Origin of the sequence: Larkinella knui, from assembly GCF_003858645.1 — a bacterium.
GTDB lineage: Bacteria > Bacteroidota > Bacteroidia > Cytophagales > Spirosomataceae > Larkinella > Larkinella knui.
Genome location: NZ_RQJP01000001.1, coordinates 172,707 through 196,171, shown reverse-complemented (window position 1 = coordinate 196,171; position 23,465 = coordinate 172,707). Strand labels below are relative to the sequence as shown.

20 protein-coding genes are annotated in these 23,465 nt (G+C 51.9%); 9 read left to right on the top strand and 11 right to left on the bottom strand.

Features of this window, described 5'->3' with window-relative positions:
* Window positions 1–96: 96 nt before the first annotated feature.
* Window positions 97–546: a TlpA family protein disulfide reductase gene (locus EHT87_RS00770; protein ID WP_185716111.1), complete on the top strand. Its 450-nt coding sequence runs from the start codon at window positions 97–99 to the stop codon at window positions 544–546.
* 291 nt (window positions 547–837) lie between these two features.
* On the opposite strand, the gene galU is transcribed toward EHT87_RS00770, so the two are convergent.
* From galU to EHT87_RS00745, 4 genes are all read right to left on the bottom strand, one after another.
* Complete coding sequence (galU, locus tag EHT87_RS00765; RefSeq protein WP_124902883.1) at window positions 838–1,707, bottom strand: UTP--glucose-1-phosphate uridylyltransferase GalU; 870 nt, start codon at window positions 1,705–1,707, stop codon at window positions 838–840.
* A gap of 84 nt (window positions 1,708–1,791) precedes the next feature.
* The gene (locus EHT87_RS00760; protein ID WP_124902881.1) at window positions 1,792–2,787 is read right to left on the bottom strand and encodes a mevalonate kinase family protein; all 996 of its coding nucleotides are present in this window, start codon (window positions 2,785–2,787) and stop codon (window positions 1,792–1,794) included.
* Window positions 2,788–2,898: 111 nt separating this feature from the next.
* On the bottom strand, window positions 2,899–5,487 hold the full coding sequence (locus EHT87_RS00755) for a GH116 family glycosyl-hydrolase (RefSeq protein ID WP_124902879.1): 2,589 nt from the start codon (window positions 5,485–5,487) through the stop codon (window positions 2,899–2,901).
* 646 nt (window positions 5,488–6,133) lie between these two features.
* The gene (locus EHT87_RS00745) at window positions 6,134–6,505 is read right to left on the bottom strand and encodes a response regulator transcription factor (RefSeq protein ID WP_124902875.1); all 372 of its coding nucleotides are present in this window, start codon (window positions 6,503–6,505) and stop codon (window positions 6,134–6,136) included.
* 221 nt (window positions 6,506–6,726) lie between these two features.
* Between EHT87_RS00745 and EHT87_RS00740 the strand changes: the two genes are divergently transcribed.
* Window positions 6,727–7,653, top strand: coding sequence for a ThuA domain-containing protein (locus EHT87_RS00740; RefSeq protein WP_124902873.1), 927 nt, complete (start codon window positions 6,727–6,729; stop codon window positions 7,651–7,653).
* Window positions 7,654–7,714: 61 nt separating this feature from the next.
* On the opposite strand, the gene EHT87_RS00735 is transcribed toward EHT87_RS00740, so the two are convergent.
* Window positions 7,715–9,796 (bottom strand): PAS domain-containing sensor histidine kinase, encoded by a 2,082-nt coding sequence (locus EHT87_RS00735; protein ID WP_124902871.1) that lies wholly within the window; start codon window positions 9,794–9,796, stop codon window positions 7,715–7,717.
* Between the two features lie 150 nt (window positions 9,797–9,946).
* Here EHT87_RS00735 and EHT87_RS00730 point away from each other — a divergent pair, with 150 nt between their 5' ends.
* Window positions 9,947–10,585 carry a 3-keto-disaccharide hydrolase gene (locus tag EHT87_RS00730; protein WP_124902869.1) on the top strand — a complete coding sequence of 213 codons (639 nt, stop codon included), beginning with the start codon at window positions 9,947–9,949 and terminating at the stop codon, window positions 10,583–10,585.
* Window positions 10,586–10,624: 39 nt separating this feature from the next.
* Here EHT87_RS00730 and EHT87_RS00725 read toward each other — a convergent pair whose 3' ends face one another.
* Together EHT87_RS00725 and EHT87_RS00720 are read right to left on the bottom strand one after the other, a co-directional pair.
* Window positions 10,625–12,340 (bottom strand): hypothetical protein, encoded by a 1,716-nt coding sequence (locus tag EHT87_RS00725; RefSeq protein ID WP_124902868.1) that lies wholly within the window; start codon window positions 12,338–12,340, stop codon window positions 10,625–10,627.
* Window positions 12,341–13,711: a Gfo/Idh/MocA family protein gene (locus tag EHT87_RS00720; RefSeq protein ID WP_124902866.1), complete on the bottom strand. Its 1,371-nt coding sequence runs from the start codon at window positions 13,709–13,711 to the stop codon at window positions 12,341–12,343.
* Between the two features lie 193 nt (window positions 13,712–13,904).
* Between EHT87_RS00720 and EHT87_RS00715 the strand changes: the two genes are divergently transcribed.
* From EHT87_RS00715 to EHT87_RS31190, 3 genes are all read left to right on the top strand, one after another.
* Window positions 13,905–15,782: a heparinase II/III domain-containing protein gene (locus EHT87_RS00715; protein ID WP_124902864.1), complete on the top strand. Its 1,878-nt coding sequence runs from the start codon at window positions 13,905–13,907 to the stop codon at window positions 15,780–15,782.
* Between the two features lie 78 nt (window positions 15,783–15,860).
* On the top strand, window positions 15,861–16,316 hold the full coding sequence (locus EHT87_RS00710; RefSeq protein ID WP_124902862.1) for a hypothetical protein: 456 nt from the start codon (window positions 15,861–15,863) through the stop codon (window positions 16,314–16,316).
* Between the two features lie 139 nt (window positions 16,317–16,455).
* Entirely contained in the window at window positions 16,456–16,626 is a 171-nt protein-coding gene (locus EHT87_RS31190; protein ID WP_185716110.1) for a hypothetical protein, read from the top strand.
* Window positions 16,627–16,661: 35 nt separating this feature from the next.
* On the opposite strand, the gene EHT87_RS00705 is transcribed toward EHT87_RS31190, so the two are convergent.
* The 3 genes from EHT87_RS00705 to EHT87_RS00695 all read right to left on the bottom strand — a co-directional run bounded on the left by EHT87_RS00705 (window position 16,662) and on the right by EHT87_RS00695 (window position 20,457).
* A complete protein-coding gene (locus EHT87_RS00705) occupies window positions 16,662–17,378 on the bottom strand; it encodes a DUF4369 domain-containing protein (protein ID WP_124902860.1) in 717 nt (238 codons plus the stop codon).
* 223 nt (window positions 17,379–17,601) lie between these two features.
* Window positions 17,602–18,699: a fatty acid desaturase family protein gene (locus tag EHT87_RS00700; protein ID WP_124902858.1), complete on the bottom strand. Its 1,098-nt coding sequence runs from the start codon at window positions 18,697–18,699 to the stop codon at window positions 17,602–17,604.
* Between the two features lie 345 nt (window positions 18,700–19,044).
* Window positions 19,045–20,457 carry a GH1 family beta-glucosidase gene (locus EHT87_RS00695; protein WP_124902856.1) on the bottom strand — a complete coding sequence of 471 codons (1,413 nt, stop codon included), beginning with the start codon at window positions 20,455–20,457 and terminating at the stop codon, window positions 19,045–19,047.
* A 139-nt stretch (window positions 20,458–20,596) separates the two neighbouring features.
* Here EHT87_RS00695 and EHT87_RS00690 point away from each other — a divergent pair, with 139 nt between their 5' ends.
* The 3 genes from EHT87_RS00690 (at window position 20,597) to EHT87_RS00680 (ending at window position 22,763) form a co-directional block, all read left to right on the top strand.
* Entirely contained in the window at window positions 20,597–21,739 is a 1,143-nt protein-coding gene (locus tag EHT87_RS00690; protein ID WP_124902854.1) for a glycosyltransferase family protein, read from the top strand.
* Window positions 21,740–21,921: 182 nt separating this feature from the next.
* Window positions 21,922–22,128, top strand: coding sequence for a hypothetical protein (locus EHT87_RS00685; protein ID WP_124902852.1), 207 nt, complete (start codon window positions 21,922–21,924; stop codon window positions 22,126–22,128).
* A 149-nt stretch (window positions 22,129–22,277) separates the two neighbouring features.
* Entirely contained in the window at window positions 22,278–22,763 is a 486-nt protein-coding gene (locus EHT87_RS00680; protein ID WP_124902850.1) for a hypothetical protein, read from the top strand.
* A 239-nt stretch (window positions 22,764–23,002) separates the two neighbouring features.
* Here EHT87_RS00680 and EHT87_RS00675 read toward each other — a convergent pair whose 3' ends face one another.
* A complete protein-coding gene (locus EHT87_RS00675) occupies window positions 23,003–23,398 on the bottom strand; it encodes a T9SS type A sorting domain-containing protein (RefSeq protein ID WP_124902848.1) in 396 nt (131 codons plus the stop codon).
* Window positions 23,399–23,465: the final 67 nt, after the last annotated feature.

The following is a 23,465-nucleotide window of genomic DNA, read 5'->3' as shown; positions in this document are numbered from 1 at the left end:
TTGAAATTACTTCCCGATTTACATGAGATCGTTATGAACCGGGTCGTCCTTGTTTTCGCGCTTCTGCTTACCAGCCCTGCGTTTTGTCAGAAACCGATGAACCGGTCAACCGATCGATCCATTGGATCGGGACAACCGGCACCTGACTATAATTTGTCTGATAAACAGAACCAACCGGTTAATCTGCTCGCTTTTAAAGGCCAGGTGGTTTTGGTTGATTTTTGGTCAAGCCGCTGTGACTATTGCCGTAACGAACACTCCCACCTTAAAGCACTTTACGATCAATACAAGGACCGGGGACTCCAGATTGTTAGCATTTCCATCGACGAAAATCCGAAAGCCTGGAGAAAAGCACTTCAAAAATCAGGCTTACCCTGGCCGCAATTGACCGATCGGGTTGGCTCCCGGAATGTCGCAGGGCCGAAATTCAGCAAAAATCCAATGCCCATGAACCTGTTGATTGATAAGGACGGGTATGTGATTCGGAAGGGCTTGCACGGCCTGGAACTGGATCGACAACTGGCGCTGGTATTTAATACGCTTTAGTATTCACCGACTTAAGTCTGTTTAGCCCGGGATTGCTTCCTGATAACTGATCATCAAAAAGACCTAAAATCTTACGGATTGACCGGAACACTCTATGAGTAAAGAGAAGTTGCCGGAGTTAAGGCCGGAGGCCTGTCCTGTTAATAGGCACCAGTTAGTTTCATCCAGTAGCTCCGGAGGAGCGGCCTGAATGTGATTTAGACCGCTCCTCCGGAGCTAATCGGCAGCAATACTCTATTTTCTAGTAGCAGATCGCCCTTCCAGGGCTTTCCGGATAACGTGAATGGATTCTTAGGAATGAGCCGCCACGATTTCCTTTAAAAACGCCAGAAACGGAGCAGAAAACTCCTTCCGCTTCAATGCAAATTCAACCGTAGTTTTCAGAAAATCCAGTTTGTTGCCAATGTCGTGGCGCTTGCCCTCAATGCGGTGCGAATAAATATTTTCACGCTTGAGCAGCAACAACATCGCGTCCGTTAATTGAATTTCGTTGTTTTTTCCTTTGGCAGTTTGTTCGATGGCGGCAAAGATGTCGGGCGTCAGGATGTACCGGCCCGCAATTGCCAGGTTCGAAGGGGCCGATTTGATAGACGGTTTCTCGATGAGAATGTTCAGTTCCATGATGGTGTCGCTCAAGGTTTTACCCCCCACGATCCCATACCGGTTTACTTTATCAGCCGGCACTTCCTCAACGGCAATGACCGTTCCACGGTATTGATCATACGTATCGATCAATTGCTGGGTAACCGGAATAACCGAATCCATGATGGTGTCGCCCAACAAAACCGCAAACGGCTCATTACCAACGTGATGACGGGCGTAGTAAATAGCGTCGCCCAAGCCGTTCAGTTCTTTCTGCCGGACAAAGTGGATGTCGGCCATGTCCGATAACCGGCGCATTTCAAGCAAAAGCGCTTCATCTTCCTTTTCTTCCAGCCGGGTTTCGAGTTCATAATTCCGGTCGAAATGATCTTCGATAGACCGCTTACCTTTCCCGGTAATGATCAGAATATCTTCAATACCCGAATCGACGGCTTCCTGCACGACGTACTGAATCGTCGGCGTGTCGATAATCGGCAGCATTTCTTTCGGTTGTGCTTTGGTGGCCGGCAAAAATCGGGTTCCCAGGCCGGCAGCAGGAATTACGGCTTTCTTAATCATAGTGAGTGAATGAGTGAATGAGCGATCACAGCTGGCGACTGAACGTTTTGCCCAATCACTCAATCGCTCATTCACGCAATGAATTTAAACTACGTATGGCTTGATGACGCGGGCGTTCAGGTGTTTCATTTCAATAAACAGGCGGTTGAGCATATCATCGTCTTTGTAAATACCGACAATAGCCCCACCCGAACCCGCAAACGAAGCCGAGGCTCCGATGCGCCGGGCCGCCGAAATCATTTCCAGATTGCTTTCCGTAATGTTGTAAATCCGCCGGCGGAGGTCAAAGTTTTCGTTGACAAGGTCGTGAAGCCGGTCGGTATCGTGGTTCAGCAAGGCTTCGTGACCCTGGCGGGCCACGTCGGCAATATCCTGCAAGGTCTTGACAACCAGCTCTTCCCCTTTGTCCCAGCGCGAGCGTACATCGTTGTGAATCCGGCCCGACTGCTTGCCCAGTGATGTTTTGTAAGCAATATATAATTTGGGTAACAAACGCGGCTCGATGGGTTCGTAATACCCGTGGCCGCATTGTTCCAGTAGTTCACGGTCGAAATTCATGTAGACACAGCCTTCGTAACACTGAATCACCCGGTCCTGAAGCCCGGCAGTAATGCCCAGTTCTTCCGATTCGGTTTTCAGTACCAGCGTCGGTAGCTGCGGCAGCGGGATGTCGACCTGATAGAATTTCATCAATGCCCGAAACGTAGCCACAATAATGGCACTGGAGCCGGAAAGCCCCACCTGACGTGGGATGGACGTACTATACCGGATGGTAAAGTTCTTGTTGGGAAGCCGGATGCCGAGCTGATCGCAGTATTCACAGAAGCGTTTAAGAGCCGCTTTAATGAGTGGCACACCGCCGTGATAGCCCAACGAAGCTACAGCATCCCGCAAATGGTAAATACTCCGAAATGAGTTGGTGTCCTGTTCCTGGGGTTCGATATTCAGTTCGGGCGACTCATAAAGCGATACCGATGCGCCGAAGTTTCGAACGGAAATCGAAATCGTTTTGCCAAAAAAACCGTCGGATGGATTACCTAACAGCCCGGCGCGGGCGTAGGCGCGAGTTTCAATAATCAAGAGTTCCTGCTAATTGGTAACGTTTGGCGGCAAGTTAGGAGTTAAATGAATACTGAACAATGAAAATTGAGAGATCGGGTGGCGAGCGTTTCGTTTTGTTCCGAATTCCGTTTACGGCCGACCGACGGTAAACGCCAGCGTTTTCGGCTCTGCCACTTCCTGGCTCTGTTTAAACGTGTGTTTTCCGGCACCCTGAAGCGCAAATTGCCGGAGACGGATTTTTCCGTCCAGAACCTGCAACGTCACCCGGCTTGCTGTCCCCTCCGGTGCGATCGTGCAGGTGCCCCAGGCCGACCCGTTCGACCAGAAATAGGTTCCGGTTTTGGCTGTAAACGTCATCGTTTCCGTGACGCCGGAATACAGAAAACCGCTCCAGGCCAGCACGGCGTTCCAGCTGGTCATCGAACGGGCATAGTGATGCCCGCATTCCGGTTCATTAAACGGGTTTCGTTTACGACCGTCGAACCGGTCGCGGATACTTTTGATGCATTTGAGCGCATTTTCGGTCTGGCCTTCGTACAGCATGCCCACGGCGGCCGTGTATTCAAAACCGGTCATGGATTCGGCAAAATACGGAAACGGCACGTTTAAGCGTCCTTTGGGCCAGCTGGCCATCAGCAACCCGGCTTCATCGCCCAGCACATAAGACCGCATGTTGTTGAAATGGTCGGCAAAATTGTCCAGATAATTGTATTTCATCACACTCTGCAACGACGTCTGAATGTGTTCCGGTTTGGCCAGATACCCCAACCCCATCATGTGCGCCATCATCTGGCCCACCAGTTGATCGACCAGGCAGCCTTTTCCCAACTGATAATCGGGAATCGCCACGCCCGGATTGCCTTCCCAATTCAGAAAGGCAAACGTTTTTGGATCGGTGATTTTATGTTCGTAGTACTCGCCGTTGAACAGGTTCTGGTCCATCCAGGCACTTCCTTTTCGGAACAAATCCGTACATTTTCGGGCCAGCGCCGGGTCTTTCATGACGGTTGCCATTTCGGAAGTGGCTTTCAGGGCACCCAGATACCAGAACCCCATTTGCGGGTTAGGGCCGTAATAATCCACGTCCATCGTATTGTGCTGCCGGCCTTCCATCACACCATCCTGATTGCCGTCCCAACCACCCGGTATCCAGGCATACTGCATCACTTTCCTGACCTGTTCCCAGTTTTTCCGCAGAAATTCGGAATTACCGGAAAGTTGCCAGTCGCGGTAAAACTTCAGAATGGTCCCCATTTGCCCGTCGGCAGCGGCATTTTTCCACTCCTGGGCTTTTGTCAGTGGCAACATGACCCGGAAGCTCATTTTTCCGGCGTCGCTGGTCGCGTAGTTAAATTCAATGTCCCGCATCGACTGTGACAAATCGGCGAACAGAAAAGCCGTCGCCTGTTCATAATTCCAGACGTGGGTACAGGAACCAAAACAGGAGCCATTCTCGTCAAAAACCCCTTCCCAACCCATCATGTGGCCACTGGGAATCCGGAAAACGGTTTGCGACCGGAGCGTTGCCAGGTTGAAAAGGGCCGCTTCTTTGATCACTTCCGGATAGGTGCTGGCCAAAAATGCATTCACAAACCGGAGCGTTTTCTGTTCCAAAACCGGTAACTGCGGCAGTGTTTTTTGAATCACATCCCAGGCATCGGCATACTGCGTCGAGTAATAATTGCCGATGGCGTCTTTCCCCGGCTGCAACGAGAACGACGACCAGGCCAGCCGGTTCGGAAAATTCCAGGTGATAAAAAATGTGAAGGTCTGGGTTTGGCCGGGCGCAATCGGTTTCTGGACGGCCAGCGACGCCAGCGGATCATCGTCAACCGGTTGTGTTTTTTCGGTAAGTTTGCCATCCGCGCTGAAATCATCCCAAAAATCGAGCATGGCATTTTCCCAGTCATTCGACCGCGACGACGTGCGGTAGCTCACCCCCTCCGTCTGGTTGGTCGTCAGGGCAATGGTGCCCCAGGCCGGGTCCTGCCGGTTTACACTATCGGAGAACATGTAAATTCCCTGAATACCGGCAGCGGTTTTATACACGTTTACGTTCTTTTTAGCCCCGATCGGAACCACATCACCCTTCCAGTCTTTCCGATACTGGCTGCCATCTTTCCCGATAAAATTGCGCATCGAACCACACACCGAAACCGTCAGGGGCTCCGAACCGGTATTGGTCACCTCGTAGGCCAGCACGGCAATCGGTATGCCACTCGCATCGGCGTTGCCGGGAATGAAGGGATTGAAGCCTTTGATCGTCACCTTCACCGGCATTTTCGGGTCCGCCAAATGAACCTGCCCGAACGGATAGGCGGCATCAAAGGACGCTTCTGTAAAACGCGGGAATCCATGCTGGTTGACCGGCCGACCTTCGTAATGCAGGTATTCGGCGGGGTCGAGCGGGCCAATCAGTGCTTTTGTGAGGGGCTTTCCGCCCGACCGCTGCACATTAATGGCAAAAAAAGGGGCATTATTTCCAACCGTAACGGTGCTGAAGCCTTTGGCGGGTTTGTTCATAATCTCCCAGTCGCGCAGTTCTCCGCGACCACCCAGCGAAACCGTTCCGGTGCCGATGCCGCCCAGCGGCAGGGCAATGTTGTAGAGATGATTCCGGTCGTACTGCTTCAGAACCGGCCAGGGCGAAGGGTGCCACTGCGCAAAGATCGTCCCGCTGCTAAAGAGCAGGAAAATGAAGAATCGGTACTTAGTCATTGGGTCAGGAGATAAGATTCCGGTAAAGGTACAAAAGAGGATGAGCATTGAAGAAAAACTGCCTTTCCGATTGCGCCCGATACTTTTTTTAGCGGAGAAGGTTTCTGGCTATACGCATCGGAAATGGCATGTATTTTGATGCATAAGTAATTATACCAGGTAATTACACTCACAGTTTAACACTTTCATCATCCAATGCAGGGAATTTACTTTATCGGAGTTTCGGTTTTCCTGTATGGTTTTGTAGCAGGCTATTATGCCTATTCCGCCTTCCAGAAATCACCCAGGCCGCTCCACAAGACCCGTCGGCTGGTTGCAGCCCTGGTCATCGGATTTGTAGCTATTTTATTGGGATGGGCCTCTATTGAACGATTTTAACGCGCTCGATGGGTCATTACCCAATTTATTGTCATTTCTATTCCACGACCTATGAATGAAGATACCTGGTATACAGTATTGCAGGCACTACCGACTACGATAGATACTCCTCTGGTTATATTTGACAATCCCGTTCAGGCCCTGTCGTGGATCCAACTCAATAACTTTGAGACAGATAACTTCTGGATTGTTACCAATAATGAGCTTCAATACTGGGTCGTTGCGCAGGAAGTGGGCATGCAACTGATCCATATGGGCTTCAAACGAACTATAGTGATACCCCCACCAACTCCTCCACAATCTTTAGAAGCTCCCGGGGATGAAAAGGTTTAGACAAATACGCATCGGCCGGATGAATGGAGGTCAGGTTCTGATGCAGAATGGCCAGATCAATCGAAACCGCTATAATGGCAATGGGTGAACCGGCAACTTTCCGGCCTTCCCGTATAACATCCCCGCCGTCACCGCTGGGTAAGTGCATGTCAACCACCACCACATCCGGTTTTTGCTGTTGAATCAGACTAATCGCTTGTTGTACATCGGCAGCCTGGTAAATGGTATAACCGGCCCGTTGCAGGGCTTCAACCATTATTTTGCGTTGAGACGATTGATCTTCAACAACCAATACTGACTTTTTCATTTGCTAATCACAAAATAGAATAAGGATGCAGGAGTGCTACCGTCACTTGAATTATTACTATTTATTTTCCATACAAATACCAGACCAATTCTTCAGAAAGTTTGTAAATGGTTTGCGGTCCGGATCCACACTTCCCGCTAAATCTGTGCCAATCAGACCCCGATTTCAAGTAGTTCCCGACAACGGGCTACTTTCATCGGTATTCCCACAACCTACTTGCTATGCGTGCTTTTTTTTCACTCTCCATCGTTAGTGTCATAACGCTGGGAAGTCTGTTAACGGCCGTTTTTCCAAACTTCCGGTTTTTAGCTGAACCCATCCCCCATTCCGTTGCTTCGGCACCGGCTAAAAAGCGCGTGGTGTTCATTGCGGGCAGTTGTAGCCACGGTGCCGGTGAGCATGAACACAAAGCGGGTTGTCTTTTGTTAGCGAAACGCCTGAATGAAACGATGCCCGCCCTCGAAGCAGACGTCTTTACGGAAGGCTGGCCGGCCCATCCGAAGGCGTTCGACAACGCAGCCGCCGTTGTGATTTACGGCGACGGCGGAGAAGGTCACCTCATCAACCAGCACCTTGAAGCAGTCCAGGCACTGATGAAAAAAGGCGTCGGTCTGGCTTGTATTCACTACGCCGTTGAAGTTCCTAAGGGCACCGCCGGGACTTATTTCCTGAACTGGATTGGTGGGTATTTCGAAACCTTCTGGTCGGTGAACCCGGTTTGGACCGCCGAATACAAAACCCTGCCTGCTCACCCGATTACCCGGGGCGTCAAACCGTTTACCATCAACGACGAGTGGTATTACCACATGCGTTTCCGACCTCAAATGGATGGCGTCACCCCTCTGCTCACCGCCATTCCCCCGGCTTCGACCCTGGACCGGAAAGATGGCCCCCACGAGAACAATGCAGCGGTTCGGAACGAAGCCGGAAAACCGCAGCACACATCGTGGTGCCGCGAACGGCCCGACGGTGGCCGGGGCTTCGGAATTACCGGTGGTCATTACCACCGCGTCTGGGCCGATGATAATTTCCGGAAACTGGTTCTGAATGCCATTGTCTGGATTGCAAAAGTGGACGTCCCGGCCAACGGTGTTCCTTCCGCAACGCCTTCAAAAGAAGAAATGGGCCTGAATCAGTGCCCCCACTAAGATCCTTACTGGAGGGCGTGAGGAGCGTTCGTGCTGCTGGAAAACCGGCTGGCTCCCCAGTTTAACCGGCGGGTTCATCGGTTCCCTTTCGGGCGATGGGCAGGTAAATAAAAAAGGCCGCCCCCTGATTGGCCGCACTTTCGGCATAAATAGCACCCTGGTGATTGTCGACAATCTTTTTACACAACGCCAGCCCAATGCCCGTTCCGCTATACCGGTTGCGGTTGTTTAGCCGTTGAAAAATGGTAAATATCTGGCGGGCAAACTGCGGATCAAAGCCAATGCCATTGTCCTTAAAGATGAGTTGAGCATACGTTTGTGAGGTTTTTAAGCCCGTTTCCGTTGGCAATTCATCCCCGGCAAGAATTTTTGAGGTAATCTGGATGTGCGGTGATTGCTCCGAAAACTTGAGTGAGTTGCTCAGGAGGTTGTAAAAAAGCTGATTCAGCTGGAGCGGAATTCCGTCGATTACGGGCAAGGTCTCCGTCCGGACCACGGCTTTTTTCTGTTCGATCAATAATTCAAAATCGACCAGCACACTGCTCAGAATTTCGTTAAGATCGACCCTGACAAATTCTTCCGACAGTTTCGAGAGCCGGGAATACTTGAGCACTTCCTTGATGAGCATCGACATCCGTTGGGCCGAGGTGTCGATTTTACTCAAATACCGATCAGCGGTTTCGGCGTTGTCCAGATTTTCCCGCAACAATTCCGAGAACGTCTGAATTTTCCGGAGTGGCTCCTGCAAATCGTGCGATGCGATGTACGCAAACTGCTCCAGTTCCTTGTTTTGCAGTTCGAGTTCGTGGGCATATTGCCGCAACTGGTCTTCCGCCAGTTTCTTCTCTGTCAAATCCCGGGTAACTTTGGAAAAACCGATGATGTCGCCCTGCTGATCGTGCAAAGCCGTGATGACAATACTACCCCAGAACGTGCTGCCATCTTTCCGAATCCGCCAGCCTTCGTGCCTGGCCCGCCCTTTTTCGAAGGCTTCACGGATCAAGTTTCCCGGAAGATTTTTCTCACGGTCTTCCGGGCGGTAAAAAATCACAAAGTTTTTTCCGATAATCTCCGCTCCGGTATACCCTTTGATTCGCTCTGCTCCCTGGTTCCAGTTGAGAATGGTGCCGTCCCGGTCGAGCAACAGAATGGCGTAATCCTGAACCTCATTGACCATTTTGTGATACCGCTCCTCGCTCCGGGATAGCTCTTCGTTTTTCCTTTGCAACGTCAGTGTGCGCTCCGCAACCTGTTTCTCAAGCCAATCCGCCTGCGCCTTTTGTTCGGTAATATCCATGGTCGTTCCAAACATCCGGCTGGGAACTCCACGCGGGTCGTAGAGGATTTTTCCGTTCAACCGAATCCAGTGTACCGATTGATCCTGCCAGACAAACCGGGCTTCGTAAAACAACCGGCCGGTTTTAACAGCTTCAGCATGGGCCTCCAACCGCAGCTGCCGGTCGTCCGGATGAACCCGGTCACTAAAGCTCGACTGCACCAGGTGAGCGCTTTCGGTATAACCAAACATGGCGGCCAGCCGCTCCGAAAACACGAATTCCGACTTGATCATGTCCCAGTCGAAGGTTCCTAAACCAGCCGCTTCGATGGCTAGTTTCTGCCGCGTTTCGCTCAGTTCAATTTTCTTTCGAACCGCCACCTGCTCCGTTGTTTCCAGGCAGGTCACCAACACGCCCGCCGGCTGGCCCGACTCCCCGGTCACCGGGCTGTAGCTCGAAGTCCAGTAGCTATTCTGAAGTTGTCCGTTCCGCATCCGTGGAATAAGCTGATCTTCGTTCCAGGTGGCACTTCCTGAGAAAGCCTGATCGATCAGCGGTTTGACCAGGGGCCAGCTTTCGGCCCAGACGGTTTCGGCCGGTTGGCCCAAAGCCGCCGGCTGACGGGCTGCGTCATTCAACATGCCCCGATAGGCGTCGTTATAGAGGCAGATTCGATCGGGACCCCAGTATAAAGCCATCGGGAACCGGCAATGCAGCACCAGGCTCAGCGTTGAATGTAAGCTGGCCGGCCAGTTTTCCAGGGGGCCTATCGAACTGGATGACCAATCAAATGACCGAATGACCTCCCCCATTTCACCCTCACCGGAGAGATCATGCCGGGACGAAATGGCAGATGCATATTCCATAAAAAACCACTTACTGAACAAACTGAATTCAATTTACAAAGGAATACAATACGTGTTCGTAAAATCTATTTTAACTACCTTTGAATGCGTCTGTAGTTGAATAATTACAACCGGCCGCTCTATTCCGCAACCTTTTGACTTCCTGAATCCATGAAATCCTTACTCTTCCCGATCGTCGTCGGTGGCGCCCTGCTGCTGGGGTTTATGAGCCGGTTTCCCCAAAAACCGGTCCGGTTGTTCGACGGCAAAACCTTCCGGGGCTGGGAGGGCGACACCCTCAAAACCTGGCGTATCAAAGACGGAGCGCTGGTGGGCGGGTCGCTGACGGAAACCGTGCCCCACAATGATTTTTTATGCACCACGCGTCCGTATGCCAACTTTATTCTGAAAGTAAAGTTCAAACTGCTTGGAACAGAAGGCTTTATCAACACCGGAGTGCAGTTTCGCAGCAAACGGCTGACCAACCCGGCGTATGAAATGACGGGCTACCAGGCCGATCTGGGCAAAGGGTACTGGGCGAGTTTGTACGACGAGTCGCGCCGGAATAAAACACTGATTCATCCCGATTCCGTTTTGATCAAAAGGATTCTGAAACCCAATGACTGGAATGAGTACGAAATTCGGGCCGAAAACCGCCGGATTCGATTATTCCTCAACGGCAAACAAACGGTGGACTATACGGAACCGGACGAAACCATTCCCCAGGAAGGGCTGATCGGTTTACAAATCCACGGCGGTGGAAAAGCCGAAGTGTCTTTTAAAGATCTTATGCTGGAAGAATTGCGCTGAGATCGGCCCCCGAATCCATCGATTCGGGGGCCATCAGCTCTACGAAAGTTTGATGGTGTGCTGAAATGGCGTAAAGCCCGTCAGATAAACGGTTGGTGCTTCCACGGGCGGTAAGGCCCCCCGCAACACGACGCCCTTGTGTAAGGCTTTGCCCGGACCAAACGTAATGGTATCATTCTGAACGGTATACGTACCCGATTGCCCACTCAGAAGATGCGCATTGGGCCGGGTCGGATGTTTCGTAACCCCCGCCAGTGTTCCACCCGAACGAAATATCAATTCGACCGAAACCGGGATATTTTCCGTTCCCGTAATCTGAATATCAACCTCCATCCCACGCGCGGTTTCCCGAATCGTTACGTTGGCTTCGTAGCGTTGAACTTCGGATTGTTTCCGGTTGGTTCGCGGCATTTTTTCCCAGTCTCCCGCCGGGTCAATACCGTCTTTGGGATACGGTTGCCAGTAGGGGCCGTCCAGCGACTGGCTCAACACCCAGCTATCGCCTTTCTTCTCAATTTTTTCGGTTTGAAACTGCCCTTTCCCAAAAAAGGAAGCCGCTATTCGCAGGCCCTGCAACACGGCTTCGCCCTTTGAAAAGGTGAGAAAAACCGGGTTGGCTTTCAAAATGGTACTATCCCAGTTTCCATGCCGAATCCGCACCAGCCCCGAATGCGGGAAGGGTTTGACGTAATCGGTGGGCAACGGTTTGCTGGCGGGCAGTTCGCTCCAGAACGCCGGATCTTCCAGGTAGTAGTCCAGAAAATAAACCCCTTTCAGCAGCACGGTTTTTTCGATTTGCCGACACAGGGCGGCCAGTTCGCCGTTTTTATCGCGCAACGCCATAAAGCGGGCCGGATAGTAATAGCCTTCGAGCGTACCAACCAGGGCCTTGTCCTGCCGTCCCGACGCTTCCGAAACCACCTCACCGTTCGGATGAATGTAGTAAAGCGTCATGGCCAGATTTCGCCTGACGTAGTCCAGCAGTTCCGGCTTGTTCATTCCTTTGGCAATCGTGATCAGCAGGCGGTCGGTCAGGGGCGAATAAATCAGCGTGCTCCGCTCGTTGAACTGCCCGTCTTCATCCATGTCGATGTGTTCGCCCAGCCACTGTTCGATGCGTTTTACGTAGCGCGCATCGGGCCAAAGCGAATTCAGTTTGGTCAAAGCCGCCGACACCACCCAGCGGTGGTTGGGTGTGTGAATACCGCCCGCGGCCAGTGCTTCGCCCGCCCGTTGCAGAAAGGTTTTCAGTCCCGGCAAAACCGTTTCCAGCCCCGGCGTTCCGGAACGATTCAGCAGTGTATAGGCGGTTGTCAACCGCTTGACGATAAAACCCGTATCGGGGGTCGAATGGAAATTGGTGGAAGGCAAGTCGATGGTGCCATCCGAATGCTGGATTTTCAGCAGGTACTGAACCGCCTGGCCGGTTTCGCTGAGCAGTTCTTTCGAGCGGTAAAACGTTGATTCCGGGCTGGAAATGGCACAGGCACACCGCCGGGCAAAATCGGCGGTGGACTGTGCATTCGGAATATCTTCGCCATCTTTTATACCGCCAAAAGCCGGATTACCCGATTCTTTGACGCGATAGGCCCGGATTTGATTGATCTGTTCATCGTTGGCTTTAATTACCTCGAGCAACCAGGCAGGTTTGGTGTCGGGCGCGGTGGCATAGGAACGGGCAAAACTGGCTGTCGTTAAAACCGGTAAACTACAAAGTGAAGCCGTTCCCAGGCGTACAAATGATCTCCGATCCATCTATACTTTTTTAGGATCAGGGTGAATGTATGGTTTCCGGTAAGGACGCGCCAGCAGACCATTGGCTTCGCGGTCGCCGACAATTTCGCGCTTCACCGGATCGTAAACGATGGGCCGACCGGTTTGCATCGAAATGTTAGCCAGAATACAGCTTGCGGTCGAAATGTGTCCTTCCTCAATATCGGCAACGGGCCGACCATTTTTTTCGATAGCGGCCAGAAAATCAATCATATGCAGACGGGTAGCCGGTGCGGCATTCAATTCGATGCGTTCTTCCGTCAGATCTTCGGGGTATTTTTCCTTTTCGTAAACCACGTCTTTGTGGATCTTCTGCCCGCCCTTTTCCTGCGGAATAAAATCGTACTGCATCGTGCTGGCCCACAGGGTGCCTTTTTCACCGTACAGCGTAAACGACCACGGATAATCCGGGTTGGTTGGCGTTCCCCAGCTGCGTTGCGACCAGACGCAATTCAATTCGGGATATTCGAAAACCGCCGACTGCGTATCGGGAATATTGGATTTGCCTTCTTTCTGCACATAAATACCGCCTTCTGAACTGATGCGGGTCGGCCAGCCGAGTTTCAACATCCAGCGCACGGTGTCGAACATGTGAATACACATATCGCCCATGATGCCGTTGCCGTATTCTTTGAAAGTGCGCCACCAGCGGATGTGCGGCAAACCGTCGTACGGGCGCATCGGTGCCGGACCGGTCCACATTTCATAATCCAGAAAATCAGGAACGGCGGTCACCGGCGGATTGCCGTTGGCCCGCATGTGAATGTGGCAGCACATGTCCACGTGCGAGATTTTGCCCAGCAGCCCCGCATCGACAATATTCTTTTTGGCTTCGATCAGGTGAGGGGTGCTTTTGCGCTGCGTACCGACCTGCACCACTTTCTTGTATTTCCGGGCGGCCGCCACCATCGCTTCGCCTTCCATGACATCCACGCTGATCGGTTTCTGCACGTAAACGTTCGCTCCGGCTTTAACGGCATCGATCATTTGCAGGGAATGCCAGTGATCCGGCGTTCCGATCAGGACAATATCCAGTTCATTTTCCGCCAGTAACTTCCGGTAATCACCGTACAGTTTGGGCGTTTTGCCGGATTTCTGACGCTGGCTGACCAGTTTCCCGGCCGCATTGAGCTGGTTTTTGTCCACATCGCAAAGCGCAACGACTTCAACCGGAGCTACCTGAATCAGCCGAAATAAATCGCTTTTGCCGTACCAACCGGTCCCGATCAGGGCGACACGCCAGGTTTTCCCCTGATGGAGCACGTCCATTCCGTAGGCTCCCAGCGTCGAGAGGGCGAGCGATGCCGTAGCACCTTGCAGGAAACGACGGCGGTTAATGTTAAAAAGATCCATTTACTTGAAGGTTTCAGCGGGTTACGCCGGGGTTTTAGATTCCGTGAATATGTACTTTTTACGTAAAGTACAAAAATTTAAAAAACTACCAGCGTAGAATAAAAGTAACTTTAAATAGCATTCCGCAGACGGGTAGACTTTGCCCCCCATTCCGCTTATTGGACCTGGAATGAAACCAATTCCCACCCAACGTATGAAAACCGTCTTTACGCTCATTACCCTTGTGCTTCTGGCCTGCCTGAACGCAAAGGCGCAAACGGACCGTATCGGAAGCCAGATTTCCCTGCCCGATCATCCGCGCATCCTGCTGCTGAAAGGACAAGAAGAGCCGATCAAACGCACCGTAGCGGCCGATAAAACGTGGGAGAAACTGCACACCATTATCCTGGCGGAATGCGACGCCCTCTTGAATGAAGCCCCAATCGAACGGATTCAGATTGGCCGGCGGCTGCTCGGTAAATCCCGGGAAGGGTTACGCCGGATTTTTTACCTTTCCTACGCCTGGCGGATGACCCAGCAGGAAAATTACCTCCGCCGGGCCGAAAAAGAATTGCTCGCCATTTCGGCTTTCAGTGACTGGAATCCGACGCACTTTCTGGACGTCGGCGAAATGACGATGGCGGTTGCCATTGGCTACGACTGGTTGTATTACGGATTGGCCGAATCGTCCCGCACCGCTATTAAAGAGGCCATTCTGAAAAAAGGTATTGAACCTTCGCTCAACCCCAAATACAATAGCTGGCTGAAAATAACCAACAACTGGAATCAGGTTTGCAATGCCGGGATGACCTATGGTGCCCTTGCCATTTTCGAAGATCAGCCGGAGCTGGCAAAAAGCATCATCAACCGGGCCATCGATTCGGTGGTATTACCCATGAAGGAGTACCAGCCCGACGGCGCTTATCCCGAAGGTTATAGCTACTGGGGATACGGCACAAGCTTTAACGTTATGCTCGCCAGCGCATTGGAAAAAGCATTTGGTACCGATTTTGGGATAGCCGCCCAACCCGGTTTTCTGCAAACTGCGGCTTACCTCGAAAACATGACCGGGCCTTCCGGCATGGCGTTCAACTACTCCGACTCGGGCCTGCGCGGGGAGTTGCAACCCGCCATGTTCTGGTTTGCCAACAAACGGAAAGATCCGTCGCTTCTGTGGGTTGAGCGGGATCACCTGCTGAACGACGAAGCCGGCAAATTTGTCAAAGATCGGTTACTGCCGGCTACCATGCTCTGGAGTGGCGGGGTGAGCCTATCCTCCATGACAGCACCGAAGGCGTTGATGTGGACCGGTATGGGCAAAACGCCGGTGGCTCTCATGCGCGCTTCCTGGACCGATCCGGCGGCCATTTACCTTGGCGTCAAAGGCGGTAGTCCGGGAACCAGCCACGCCCATATGGATGTGGGTTCATTCGTTATGGAAGCCGATGGCGTTCGCTGGGCCATGGATTTTGGGATGCAGGACTACGAGTCGCTGGAGTCGAAAGGCGTGGATTTGTGGAACCGGGAACAAAATTCGCAACGGTGGCAGGTTTTCCGGTACAACAACTTTGTACATAATACCCTGACCATCAACAACGAACTGCAACGGGTGTTTGAAAAAGCACCCATTAGCGCCTTTTCAGCGAAACCGGAGTTCATGTATGCCGTGACGGACCTGACCGCTTGTTACAAGGAATCGGTGACGAAAGCGACACGCGGTGTTGCGCTGGTTAACAAGGCTTACGTCGTGGTTCGGGACGAACTGGAAACGCCGGCGGCTGAAACCACCGTTCGCTGGACCATGCTGACGCCGGCGGATGTAAAATTGCTCGGAAAGAACAAAGCGGAACTCACCAAAGATGGCAAAAAATTGATTCTGGAGGTACGGGAGCCCGCCAGGGTGGTTTTGAAAACCTGGTCGACCGACCCGCCCCAGGCCTACGATGCGGCCAACCCCGGCACGATCCGCGTTGGTTTTGAAGTGCAGGTGCCCGCTCAGTCAAAAACCGCCCTGACGGTATTGCTCATCCCTGAAAAAGCCGTCAAAAAGGCCAGTGCGAAGGTACAGCCGCTGGAAAAGTGGCCGCGTTAGCCCACGAATCCCGTAAACTTTAAACCGTTTCCGACCGGATGGGTTATAGAAACAGGCTATTTCTAACGGCATCTATTCATGAAAATTTCCACCGGTCTTCTCCTGGCTTGCCTGTCGGCGGCAAGTTGTACCCCTAAAAATTCAAACTCCCCCAAGCTCCTGAAAGAGGTGGAAGTCCGCAAAGACGGCGCTGACGGCCTGATCGTCTCACTCGCGCTGGTGGATGAGAATGGAAAACCGACCAGCGCATCGGGGCTGCTGCTGGTTGAAATTCAGGCCATATCGCCACGGGATTCCGTTTTTACGGTGTCTGAAATGGATACGGCTTTGACGGAAAGCAGCTTCCGGCAACTTTCGTTTGGGCAAGGTTCACTGAAAAAAAAGATGCTGGGCTTTGAAACCACCCGCATTCCCTACCAAAACTCAAAAGAGCCGGGAGGCTACCATAAAACCAATAAAAAGGGGCTTATGCTGGTTTCCTTTAAACCGGACGATGGCACGGTGCTTCAGCAAACCGTGACGTACGAGCTCTAAGGGCACTTGGAGCGCACCGGGCAACCCTGGAAAAACCGGTATCCATACAGAAAAGGGACTCTAAGTAAATTCTAAGGAGATATTCAGGTGAAATTAAGAATCGCCGGGCACTTTTGGGACAATCCATTTCCCAAAAGCCATGACGGTTCCACTGCATTTTCAACGTTCACAACAGACCCGGCCGGCCCGATTTGCCGGTTATTACAACCAATACGGTAAACCGGCCCGAAAAAAACCAAAACCCGACCGGCCCGACTGGCTGGTGATTCTCACATTTGTGATGATTGCCATCACCATTCTGTTTAGTTGAGAAACCGGTTTTCAGTCGACGTATAGCTTGCCGGACTATTTTGATGCTGGTGGCTGATTCGCTTTTTTTCCGGCCTGCTCCAGAATTTCCCGGCCAAACCCGGAATTTTGCCAGGTGGGCGACAGCGTTTGATACATTTCCAGGTAATCGGCTTTCGTCAGATAATCACCTAACGTACAGAGTGTTGGCAATGCGGCTCCAACGGCGGTGGTGTGGTAGCGTTTGACGTAAGTCTTCAATAAATCAATGCGATTTTCGGTCATTTCGTCGATTACCTTCTTTAATTTTTCCGCATTGGCGGTATCCTTTTTGGCGGCCAACGACTCATATACCTGTTTGATCCGGTACCGTTGATACCCAATTTGCTGATCATCCCGCCACCATTCTTTCCAAAGCCGGTCGATATCGGAGCCATTTACCGTGACACTGTCGTAGACAGGTTTCGCTGCTTCGACCTGAATGGTTCGGTTGTCGAGCAGAATATCCGCCAGCTTCAGGCTCACACTGCCTTTTCCCGCATACAGATACGTATGCGCCGTTTCGGCCATATTTCCCTGGAAGATAAACCGCTCCTGATGAACCACTGCCGAGTCAATGATTTTCCGTTTGCCGCCGTCAATCAGGTACATTTTCGTTTGATCGGGTAATCCCCGAATATGACCGATGACGCGGTATCCGATAGTTTCCTGCGCCAAACCCGGCAGGGTCCGGAGTATTAAAATGGAGAAGACAAGAAGCTGAACGGTTTTCATAGACCCGGAGATTTAGCTTTCATTTTGGTAAAGACGAAGCTAACCGGTTTTTATTACAAAAGAGTTTGTTTTTGTACCTCCGGACTTTGGTTCGTCAGATTCTAGCCTACCAACTAGAGTCTGGAAAGAGGAAGAATCTCACGGACTGAAGTTCGGAGGTACGAAAAACAAAAAATCCGGTTTAGGGCCGGATTTCTGTTTTCAATTTCTATTCGATGATCCTTCAGGCGGCTTCTGCCAGTTCAGCCCGGCCTTGCCGTTTCAGGATTCGATAATGGGAATGCAAGGCGGAGAAAAAAGTCCGGTTTTCCAAGTAAGGCAGTTCAAATTCGGCCGCCGTTTGCTTCACAATGGCCGTAATGGCCGGGTAATGAATGTGGCAGACTTTGGGAAAGAGATGATGCTCGATCTGCCGGTTTAAGCCCCCGCAGAAAAAAGCCGCCGTTTTGCTTTGGGGGGCAAAATTGGCCGTCGTACGCAGTTGATGAACGGCCCAGGACTCCTGAATGCTTTGCCCGTTGACCGGCACCGGAAATGACGTTCCTTCCACCACGTGGGCCAGCTGAAAAACCACGCCCAAAACCAGCCCTTCCACCATGTGCATGATGACAAAGCCCAGTGCAATTTGCCACCAAGCCAGGTCCAGCACCAGATAAGGCAGAATCAGAAAGCAGAAATAATAAGCCGCCTTCGTGGTAAACAAGGTGATGTATTCGCGCAGCGGATGTTTCGGATTCTGGTGTTGCCCGATTTTTTTCTGAAAAAACTTCACAAAATCCTTGCGAAAAACCCAGGAGAGAGACGCCAGGGAATAGAGTGGAAAAGCGTAGAGGTGTTGATACCGCTGCCAAGGCTTATACTCTTCCCCATCCTCCAGCCGAATCAGGCCCGGTGCCACATCGATGTCCTCGTCGTGACCAAATATATTGGTATAGGTATGATGAACGATGTTGTGGGACAGTTTCCAGACATATGGATTGGCTCCGATAAAATAGAAACTGCTGCCCAGTACCTTGTTGAGCCAGCTGCGTGACGAGAAGGCCCCGTGGATGGCATCGTGCGAAACATTGAAGCCAATAAAAGCGGCAAATACCCCCAGCAAAATGGCCAGCCCCAGCATGACCCAGGCACCAAACAGATTGGAAATAATCAGGCCGTACAGCAGTCCGTAGCCGCCCAGAAAAAAGCTGGCTTTGAACCACATGGCGAAGTTGGCATTGGGAGAAATACCGTTTTCTTTAAAATAGGCATCAACTCGGTGTCGGGCAGTGGCAAAAAATTGCGACCGTGTGGAATTGGAAAATTTTACGGGTGTTTGCATCAATACTAATCAGTTAACAAGCCGGCCGGTTTCCTGAAATTAGCTATGGATCGGGCAGGTAGATAAACTGCCAATGACCGTGCCGACTGCCTGATTTCATTCAGGCGGGATGTACTTGGAATACCAGTGACTTCTATACTAACGAACAAAGTGGAGTAATGGTTGAAGATTATTTGCCTTACAGTATCCTTGAGCCGAATCTTTTAGGCAGTTTACGACGTGGAAATTTACCACCCAATTTTCTATTTTCAATAAATCCAGGGATTAATTTACACAGACGGTTAATTGGGCCGGAGGTTAAATTTCAGTAAGTCAATTGCTTACTTCGAATAGATCAGGAATACATCAGGTGGTTAAAAACGTACGGAACCAGTTTCCCGATTCTTTGACGATACGCTGCTGGGTGGCGTAGTCGATATAAACCAGCCCGAAGCGGGGCCGGTAGCCTTCCGACCACTCGAAGTTATCCATCAGCGACCAGGCAAAATAACCGCCCACCCGGAAACCCTCCTGCTTGGCCCGCAACACCTGCCGGAGATAAGCCTGGTAAAATGCCACCCGCTGCGGATCATTCACCTGACCGTCCTGCAACCGGTCCGGAAAAGCCGCTCCATTCTCGGTAATGATAATTTCCTTTACCTTTTCGTAAGCCGAAAACTGGCGAATCACGCGGTAAATTCCTTCCGGATATACTTCCCAGTCCATCGCCGTTGTTTCGACCACGTTTCGCCGTCCGGGTTTCACTTCCCGGGCCCAGAAATACGGCGTAAACCAGTCGTGGCGAACCACCAGCCGGAAGTAATTTTGCAAACCGATGAAATCGAAATCAAAAGCGGCCCGCTGCAAATCACCCAGATTCGCGTATTTCGTCAGGATTTGTTTCAGCAAGGGCGCATCCTGCACCGGATAGCCCAGGCCCAGACTGGGTTCGATAAAAAGCCGGTTTCCCAGGGCATCGATTCGGGCAGCCGCCCGGAGATCCCGCGAATGGTGGGTATGCGGCTCGACCGGCGCACAGAAAAGCGTGGTGCCGATCCGGGCATTGGGGACGTTCCGGCGGATGATCCGCCCCCCTTCTCCCTGGCAAATAACGGCGTGGTGAACAGCTGGCAGAAAATTCCACAACCCCCGCCGACCCGGCGCGTGAATACCGGCAAAATAACCGCCCGCCGTAAACACCAGCGGTTCGTTGAGCACCATCCAGTTCTTTACTTTATGCCCAAACGCTTTGGTGCAGCACTCGACGTAGTCGGAAAACCAGCGAATAACCGCCCGGTTGGTCCAGCCCCCTTTCGCTTCGAGCGCCTGGGGCAAATCCCAGTGGTAAAGCGTTACCCAGGGCTCGATGCCCATCGCCAGGCAACTGTCGATCAACCGGTTATAAAAATCGAGCCCCCGCTCATTGATTCGTCCCGTTCCGTCGGGCATAATGCGCGACCATGAAAGGGAAAAGCGAAAAGCCGTAAACCCCAGGCTCTTTAGCAAGGCCAGATCGGTTTCGTACCGGTGGTAAAACTCGCAGGCGACATCGCCATGATCCCGAAACCGCCCCCAGCGCTGGTCGTGCGTGAACGTATCCCAGATCGAGGGCCCGCGTCCGTCGGTCTGGTGGGCCCCTTCGATCTGATAGGCTGCCGTAGCCGCTCCCCAAACGAAGTTGGCGCCGAAATCCTGGCGAGAAAATGAAGTTGATGACGTTGGCAACTGATGCACACGAAGACGATTGAATGCGGAAAGGTAGCGGGTTTGAGTCGGCATCAGACGGTATGGTCTGTTAAGAAAGTATTAAGAAAAAGCCAGAAAGCCGTTCCAGGACCGACGATTGATAATCTGGCCGTAAAATTCATGTAACCTCTGGAATCTAATTTCACTCCCGAAACCGTAAACCCATCCGTTCATGCGTATTTTGTTTCTGGTACAGGGAGAAGGGCGTGGCCACCTGACGCAGGCGCTTTCGTTCGCGCAGTTGGTCGAAACCGCTGGCCATGAGGTGGTTGGGGCCTTGGTGGGTGTCACCCAAAACCGCCCCGCACCCGCCTTTTTCAGCGAACAGTTTCCGGCACCGATCACGCCCCTGCCGAGCCCGGGTCTGGTTTATCATACGCAAACCAACGCGCTTCAACCTTCCAGAACCGCTTTGAATGCCCTCCGGCATTTCCGGCTCTACCACCAAAGTATGCGTCAGATTCGGGACGCCATCGAATCGCTCAAGCCCGACCTTGTCGTCAATTTTTATGAATTACTGGGCGGGTTGACCTACGGATTCTACCGCCCGCGAGTACCTATGATCTGCATTGCCCACCAGTACCTGGCGTTTCATCCCCGGTTTCAATTCCCGGCGGGCCAACCCATCGACCGGGCGCTTTTCAAATTAACGTCGCTTCTCACCGCCTGGGGGGCCCGCGAATTGCTGGCGTTGTCTTTCGATCAGCAGCCGGATGTTTCAAAACGCCGGTTGCGGGTGGTACCACCGCTCCTGCGTCGGGAAGCGATCGAACGAAACCCGACCACCGGCGATTTTTTCCTGGCTTACACTACGCATCCGGGTCTGGTGGCCCAACTCGTGAAGGCGCATCAACGCCATCCGGATCTTCCCATGCGTTGTTTCCATTCGGGAACCCAGGCTGCGGAAGAACGGATCGATGCCACGCTGACCTACCACGCCATTAATGGCCAGCGTTTCCTGGATGCCATGCAGAGCTGCCGGGCCGTGGTGACCACTGCCGGTTTTGAATCCGTTTGCGAAGCTTTTTATTTGGGTAAACCGGTGCTTATGATTCCACAACCGAACCATTTTGAACAGGCTTGCAATGCGCTCGATGGACAGCGGGCCGGGGTGGGCGTGCCGTCCGATACCTTCGATTTAAGCCGTTTGCTTGATTTCATACCCCGCTATGATCCGGCGGTCAGCGAGCGATTCCGGGCCTGGTATGGTCAGGGTTATTACTTATTTCTGGCAGCCATAAACCGGGCGGTTGACTCGAAAGAAAAGCCCGGCCGACGGTCCGGAGCCCTGACTACGGCTGCGAACCTTCGCTAAATCGGCTACGAAAAGAGGGGATTGATGCAGGATCGAAAACGCATTTTTGGGGTCATTTCTTTTCTGCAAAAGCCCAAAACCTTAACAGAAACTTAACATACCGCTTTTGTTTACCGCTATTTTTTTGTATTTGTTTGTAGATTTTTTCGTGTACACGATTTAGCGTCAAACAACCACCTTATATGAAAGCCAAAAAAAAGGTACTGGCTACCGAAATATCAAGTTCTGTCGAATCGAAATTGGCTGAAATTGGTGAGCAGTCGAAAAAAGTAAAAAAGATCATCCAGCAATCGGCGAAAAAGCTGGCGGCCAAACTGATCAAAGTCACTAAAAAGGAAGAAAAGAAAAAGCACAAGGTCAAGAAAGCACAGAAGCCTGAGGCCGTCTGATGCACCAACCCACTGCGTAAAAAGACCGCCCGGAAGATTCGTCTTTCGGGCGGTCTTTTTGGCTAAAAACTTCGCAAACCGTTCACATTGCGTTCACGCTGAGGTCATTTCCCAAGCAGACCTTTACGCAACCATTCGAACCCTGCTGCGTGACTCAATCTTTACGTGACCTGTTCCTCCGCCGACTCAATCAGGCATTCTGGTTGGGATTGCTCATGATGCTGGCTGGCTGGGGGGCCTGGCGGTTTTCCCGTCTGGCAACACCACCGCCAATCAGCCGGCCCACCCATCGAATCGACCGCGAATTCCGGCAACTTCATCTCCAATCCATTGCGTCACTCGACTCGTCGGTAAATCTTTTGCGGCAGGCCCTCACGGCTCAGGAATCGGAAACCGTGCTGCTGAACCTGACTGAGCAAGTCCGGCAACAGACTCAGGCGGTTTCGCTGTTATCGTTATCCGACCCATCGTTCACCGAAGCAAATCCGACCGATACGCGCACCGCCCTGCTGGATCAATGCCTGGAATTCAGGCAGCTACTCCTCCGAAAATCTCCAACACCGGCACTTTCGCAGCACCTTGCGGTTTTTCAGTCGGAAGTCCGGCATTTGCACTACCGGGTTGCCGGAAACTAAGTGGTTCACTGCCGTTTAGAAAACCGCCTGCACTGACGAAACTCCGGCCCACTACTAAAAAACCCATCCCGGCAAGGCGTCGGGATGGGTTGCTAGTCTTCTAAATTGCGGAAACAGAATCTGTCGGAAATCCTCAGACTGTCTGAAATACCCAATGAACATGAGAATACGAAAGAAATACAAATTTACGCCGAATTCCGCTGTTCCCGGGTTATCAAATCGTAAAGAATTGACCTCCCTCAGTTCAAACTGACTTCACGGCGTGGTTCCAAAACGGGCGTGCTGGTTTGTACTTTTACCGTTTTAACTTCGGTTCTGGAACCGTCCGATACTTCAACTTTGTAAATACCGTCTTCGAGGTTGTTCATATCAAACCGGATGGTCGACGACTCATTGTCTTTCCCCAACTTAAGCACCGTAAGCGTCTGGCCCGCTTCGTTTACCAACCGGACATTGACTTTGCTGTCTTTCGCTTTGCTGACATTCACGCTTACCTTCATGCTGTTGATCACCGGATATACCGCCGATTGAAAAGTGGACTTCGCTTCCGCGTTTTCTTTGTTGTCGTCGGCCCAGGCGAGGGAAGCCGTACCCAGAGTCAGAGCAAGCAGAGCGGAAGCAAATAAGGTTTTCATCGTAGTTGTTGTTTATGGATGTTAGCGTTTTTACTGGTACCGCTGGTTTCCAGCCGGTTTGATGAAT

Excerpts from the sequence above, each read along its gene's own strand:
- EHT87_RS00770 (WP_185716111.1), top strand. The coding sequence starts at position 97 with ATGAACCGGTCAACCGATCGATCCATTGGATCGGGACAACCGGCACCT.
- galU (WP_124902883.1), bottom strand. The coding sequence starts at position 1,707 with ATGATTAAGAAAGCCGTAATTCCTGCTGCCGGCCTGGGAACCCGATTT.
- EHT87_RS00755 (WP_124902879.1), bottom strand. The coding sequence starts at position 5,487 with ATGACTAAGTACCGATTCTTCATTTTCCTGCTCTTTAGCAGCGGGACG.
- EHT87_RS00745 (WP_124902875.1), bottom strand. The coding sequence starts at position 6,505 with ATGAAAAAGTCAGTATTGGTTGTTGAAGATCAATCGTCTCAACGCAAA.
- EHT87_RS00740 (WP_124902873.1), top strand. The coding sequence starts at position 6,727 with ATGCGTGCTTTTTTTTCACTCTCCATCGTTAGTGTCATAACGCTGGGA.
- EHT87_RS00735 (WP_124902871.1), bottom strand. The coding sequence starts at position 9,796 with ATGGAATATGCATCTGCCATTTCGTCCCGGCATGATCTCTCCGGTGAG.
- EHT87_RS00730 (WP_124902869.1), top strand. The coding sequence starts at position 9,947 with ATGAAATCCTTACTCTTCCCGATCGTCGTCGGTGGCGCCCTGCTGCTG.
- EHT87_RS00725 (WP_124902868.1), bottom strand. The coding sequence starts at position 12,340 with ATGGATCGGAGATCATTTGTACGCCTGGGAACGGCTTCACTTTGTAGT.
- EHT87_RS00720 (WP_124902866.1), bottom strand. The coding sequence starts at position 13,711 with ATGGATCTTTTTAACATTAACCGCCGTCGTTTCCTGCAAGGTGCTACG.
- EHT87_RS00715 (WP_124902864.1), top strand. The coding sequence starts at position 13,905 with ATGAAAACCGTCTTTACGCTCATTACCCTTGTGCTTCTGGCCTGCCTG.
- EHT87_RS00710 (WP_124902862.1), top strand. The coding sequence starts at position 15,861 with ATGAAAATTTCCACCGGTCTTCTCCTGGCTTGCCTGTCGGCGGCAAGT.
- EHT87_RS31190 (WP_185716110.1), top strand. The coding sequence starts at position 16,456 with ATGACGGTTCCACTGCATTTTCAACGTTCACAACAGACCCGGCCGGCC.
- EHT87_RS00705 (WP_124902860.1), bottom strand. The coding sequence starts at position 17,378 with ATGAAAACCGTTCAGCTTCTTGTCTTCTCCATTTTAATACTCCGGACC.
- EHT87_RS00700 (WP_124902858.1), bottom strand. The coding sequence starts at position 18,699 with ATGCAAACACCCGTAAAATTTTCCAATTCCACACGGTCGCAATTTTTT.
- EHT87_RS00695 (WP_124902856.1), bottom strand. The coding sequence starts at position 20,457 with ATGCCGACTCAAACCCGCTACCTTTCCGCATTCAATCGTCTTCGTGTG.
- EHT87_RS00690 (WP_124902854.1), top strand. The coding sequence starts at position 20,597 with ATGCGTATTTTGTTTCTGGTACAGGGAGAAGGGCGTGGCCACCTGACG.
- EHT87_RS00685 (WP_124902852.1), top strand. The coding sequence starts at position 21,922 with ATGAAAGCCAAAAAAAAGGTACTGGCTACCGAAATATCAAGTTCTGTC.
- EHT87_RS00675 (WP_124902848.1), bottom strand. The coding sequence starts at position 23,398 with ATGAAAACCTTATTTGCTTCCGCTCTGCTTGCTCTGACTCTGGGTACG.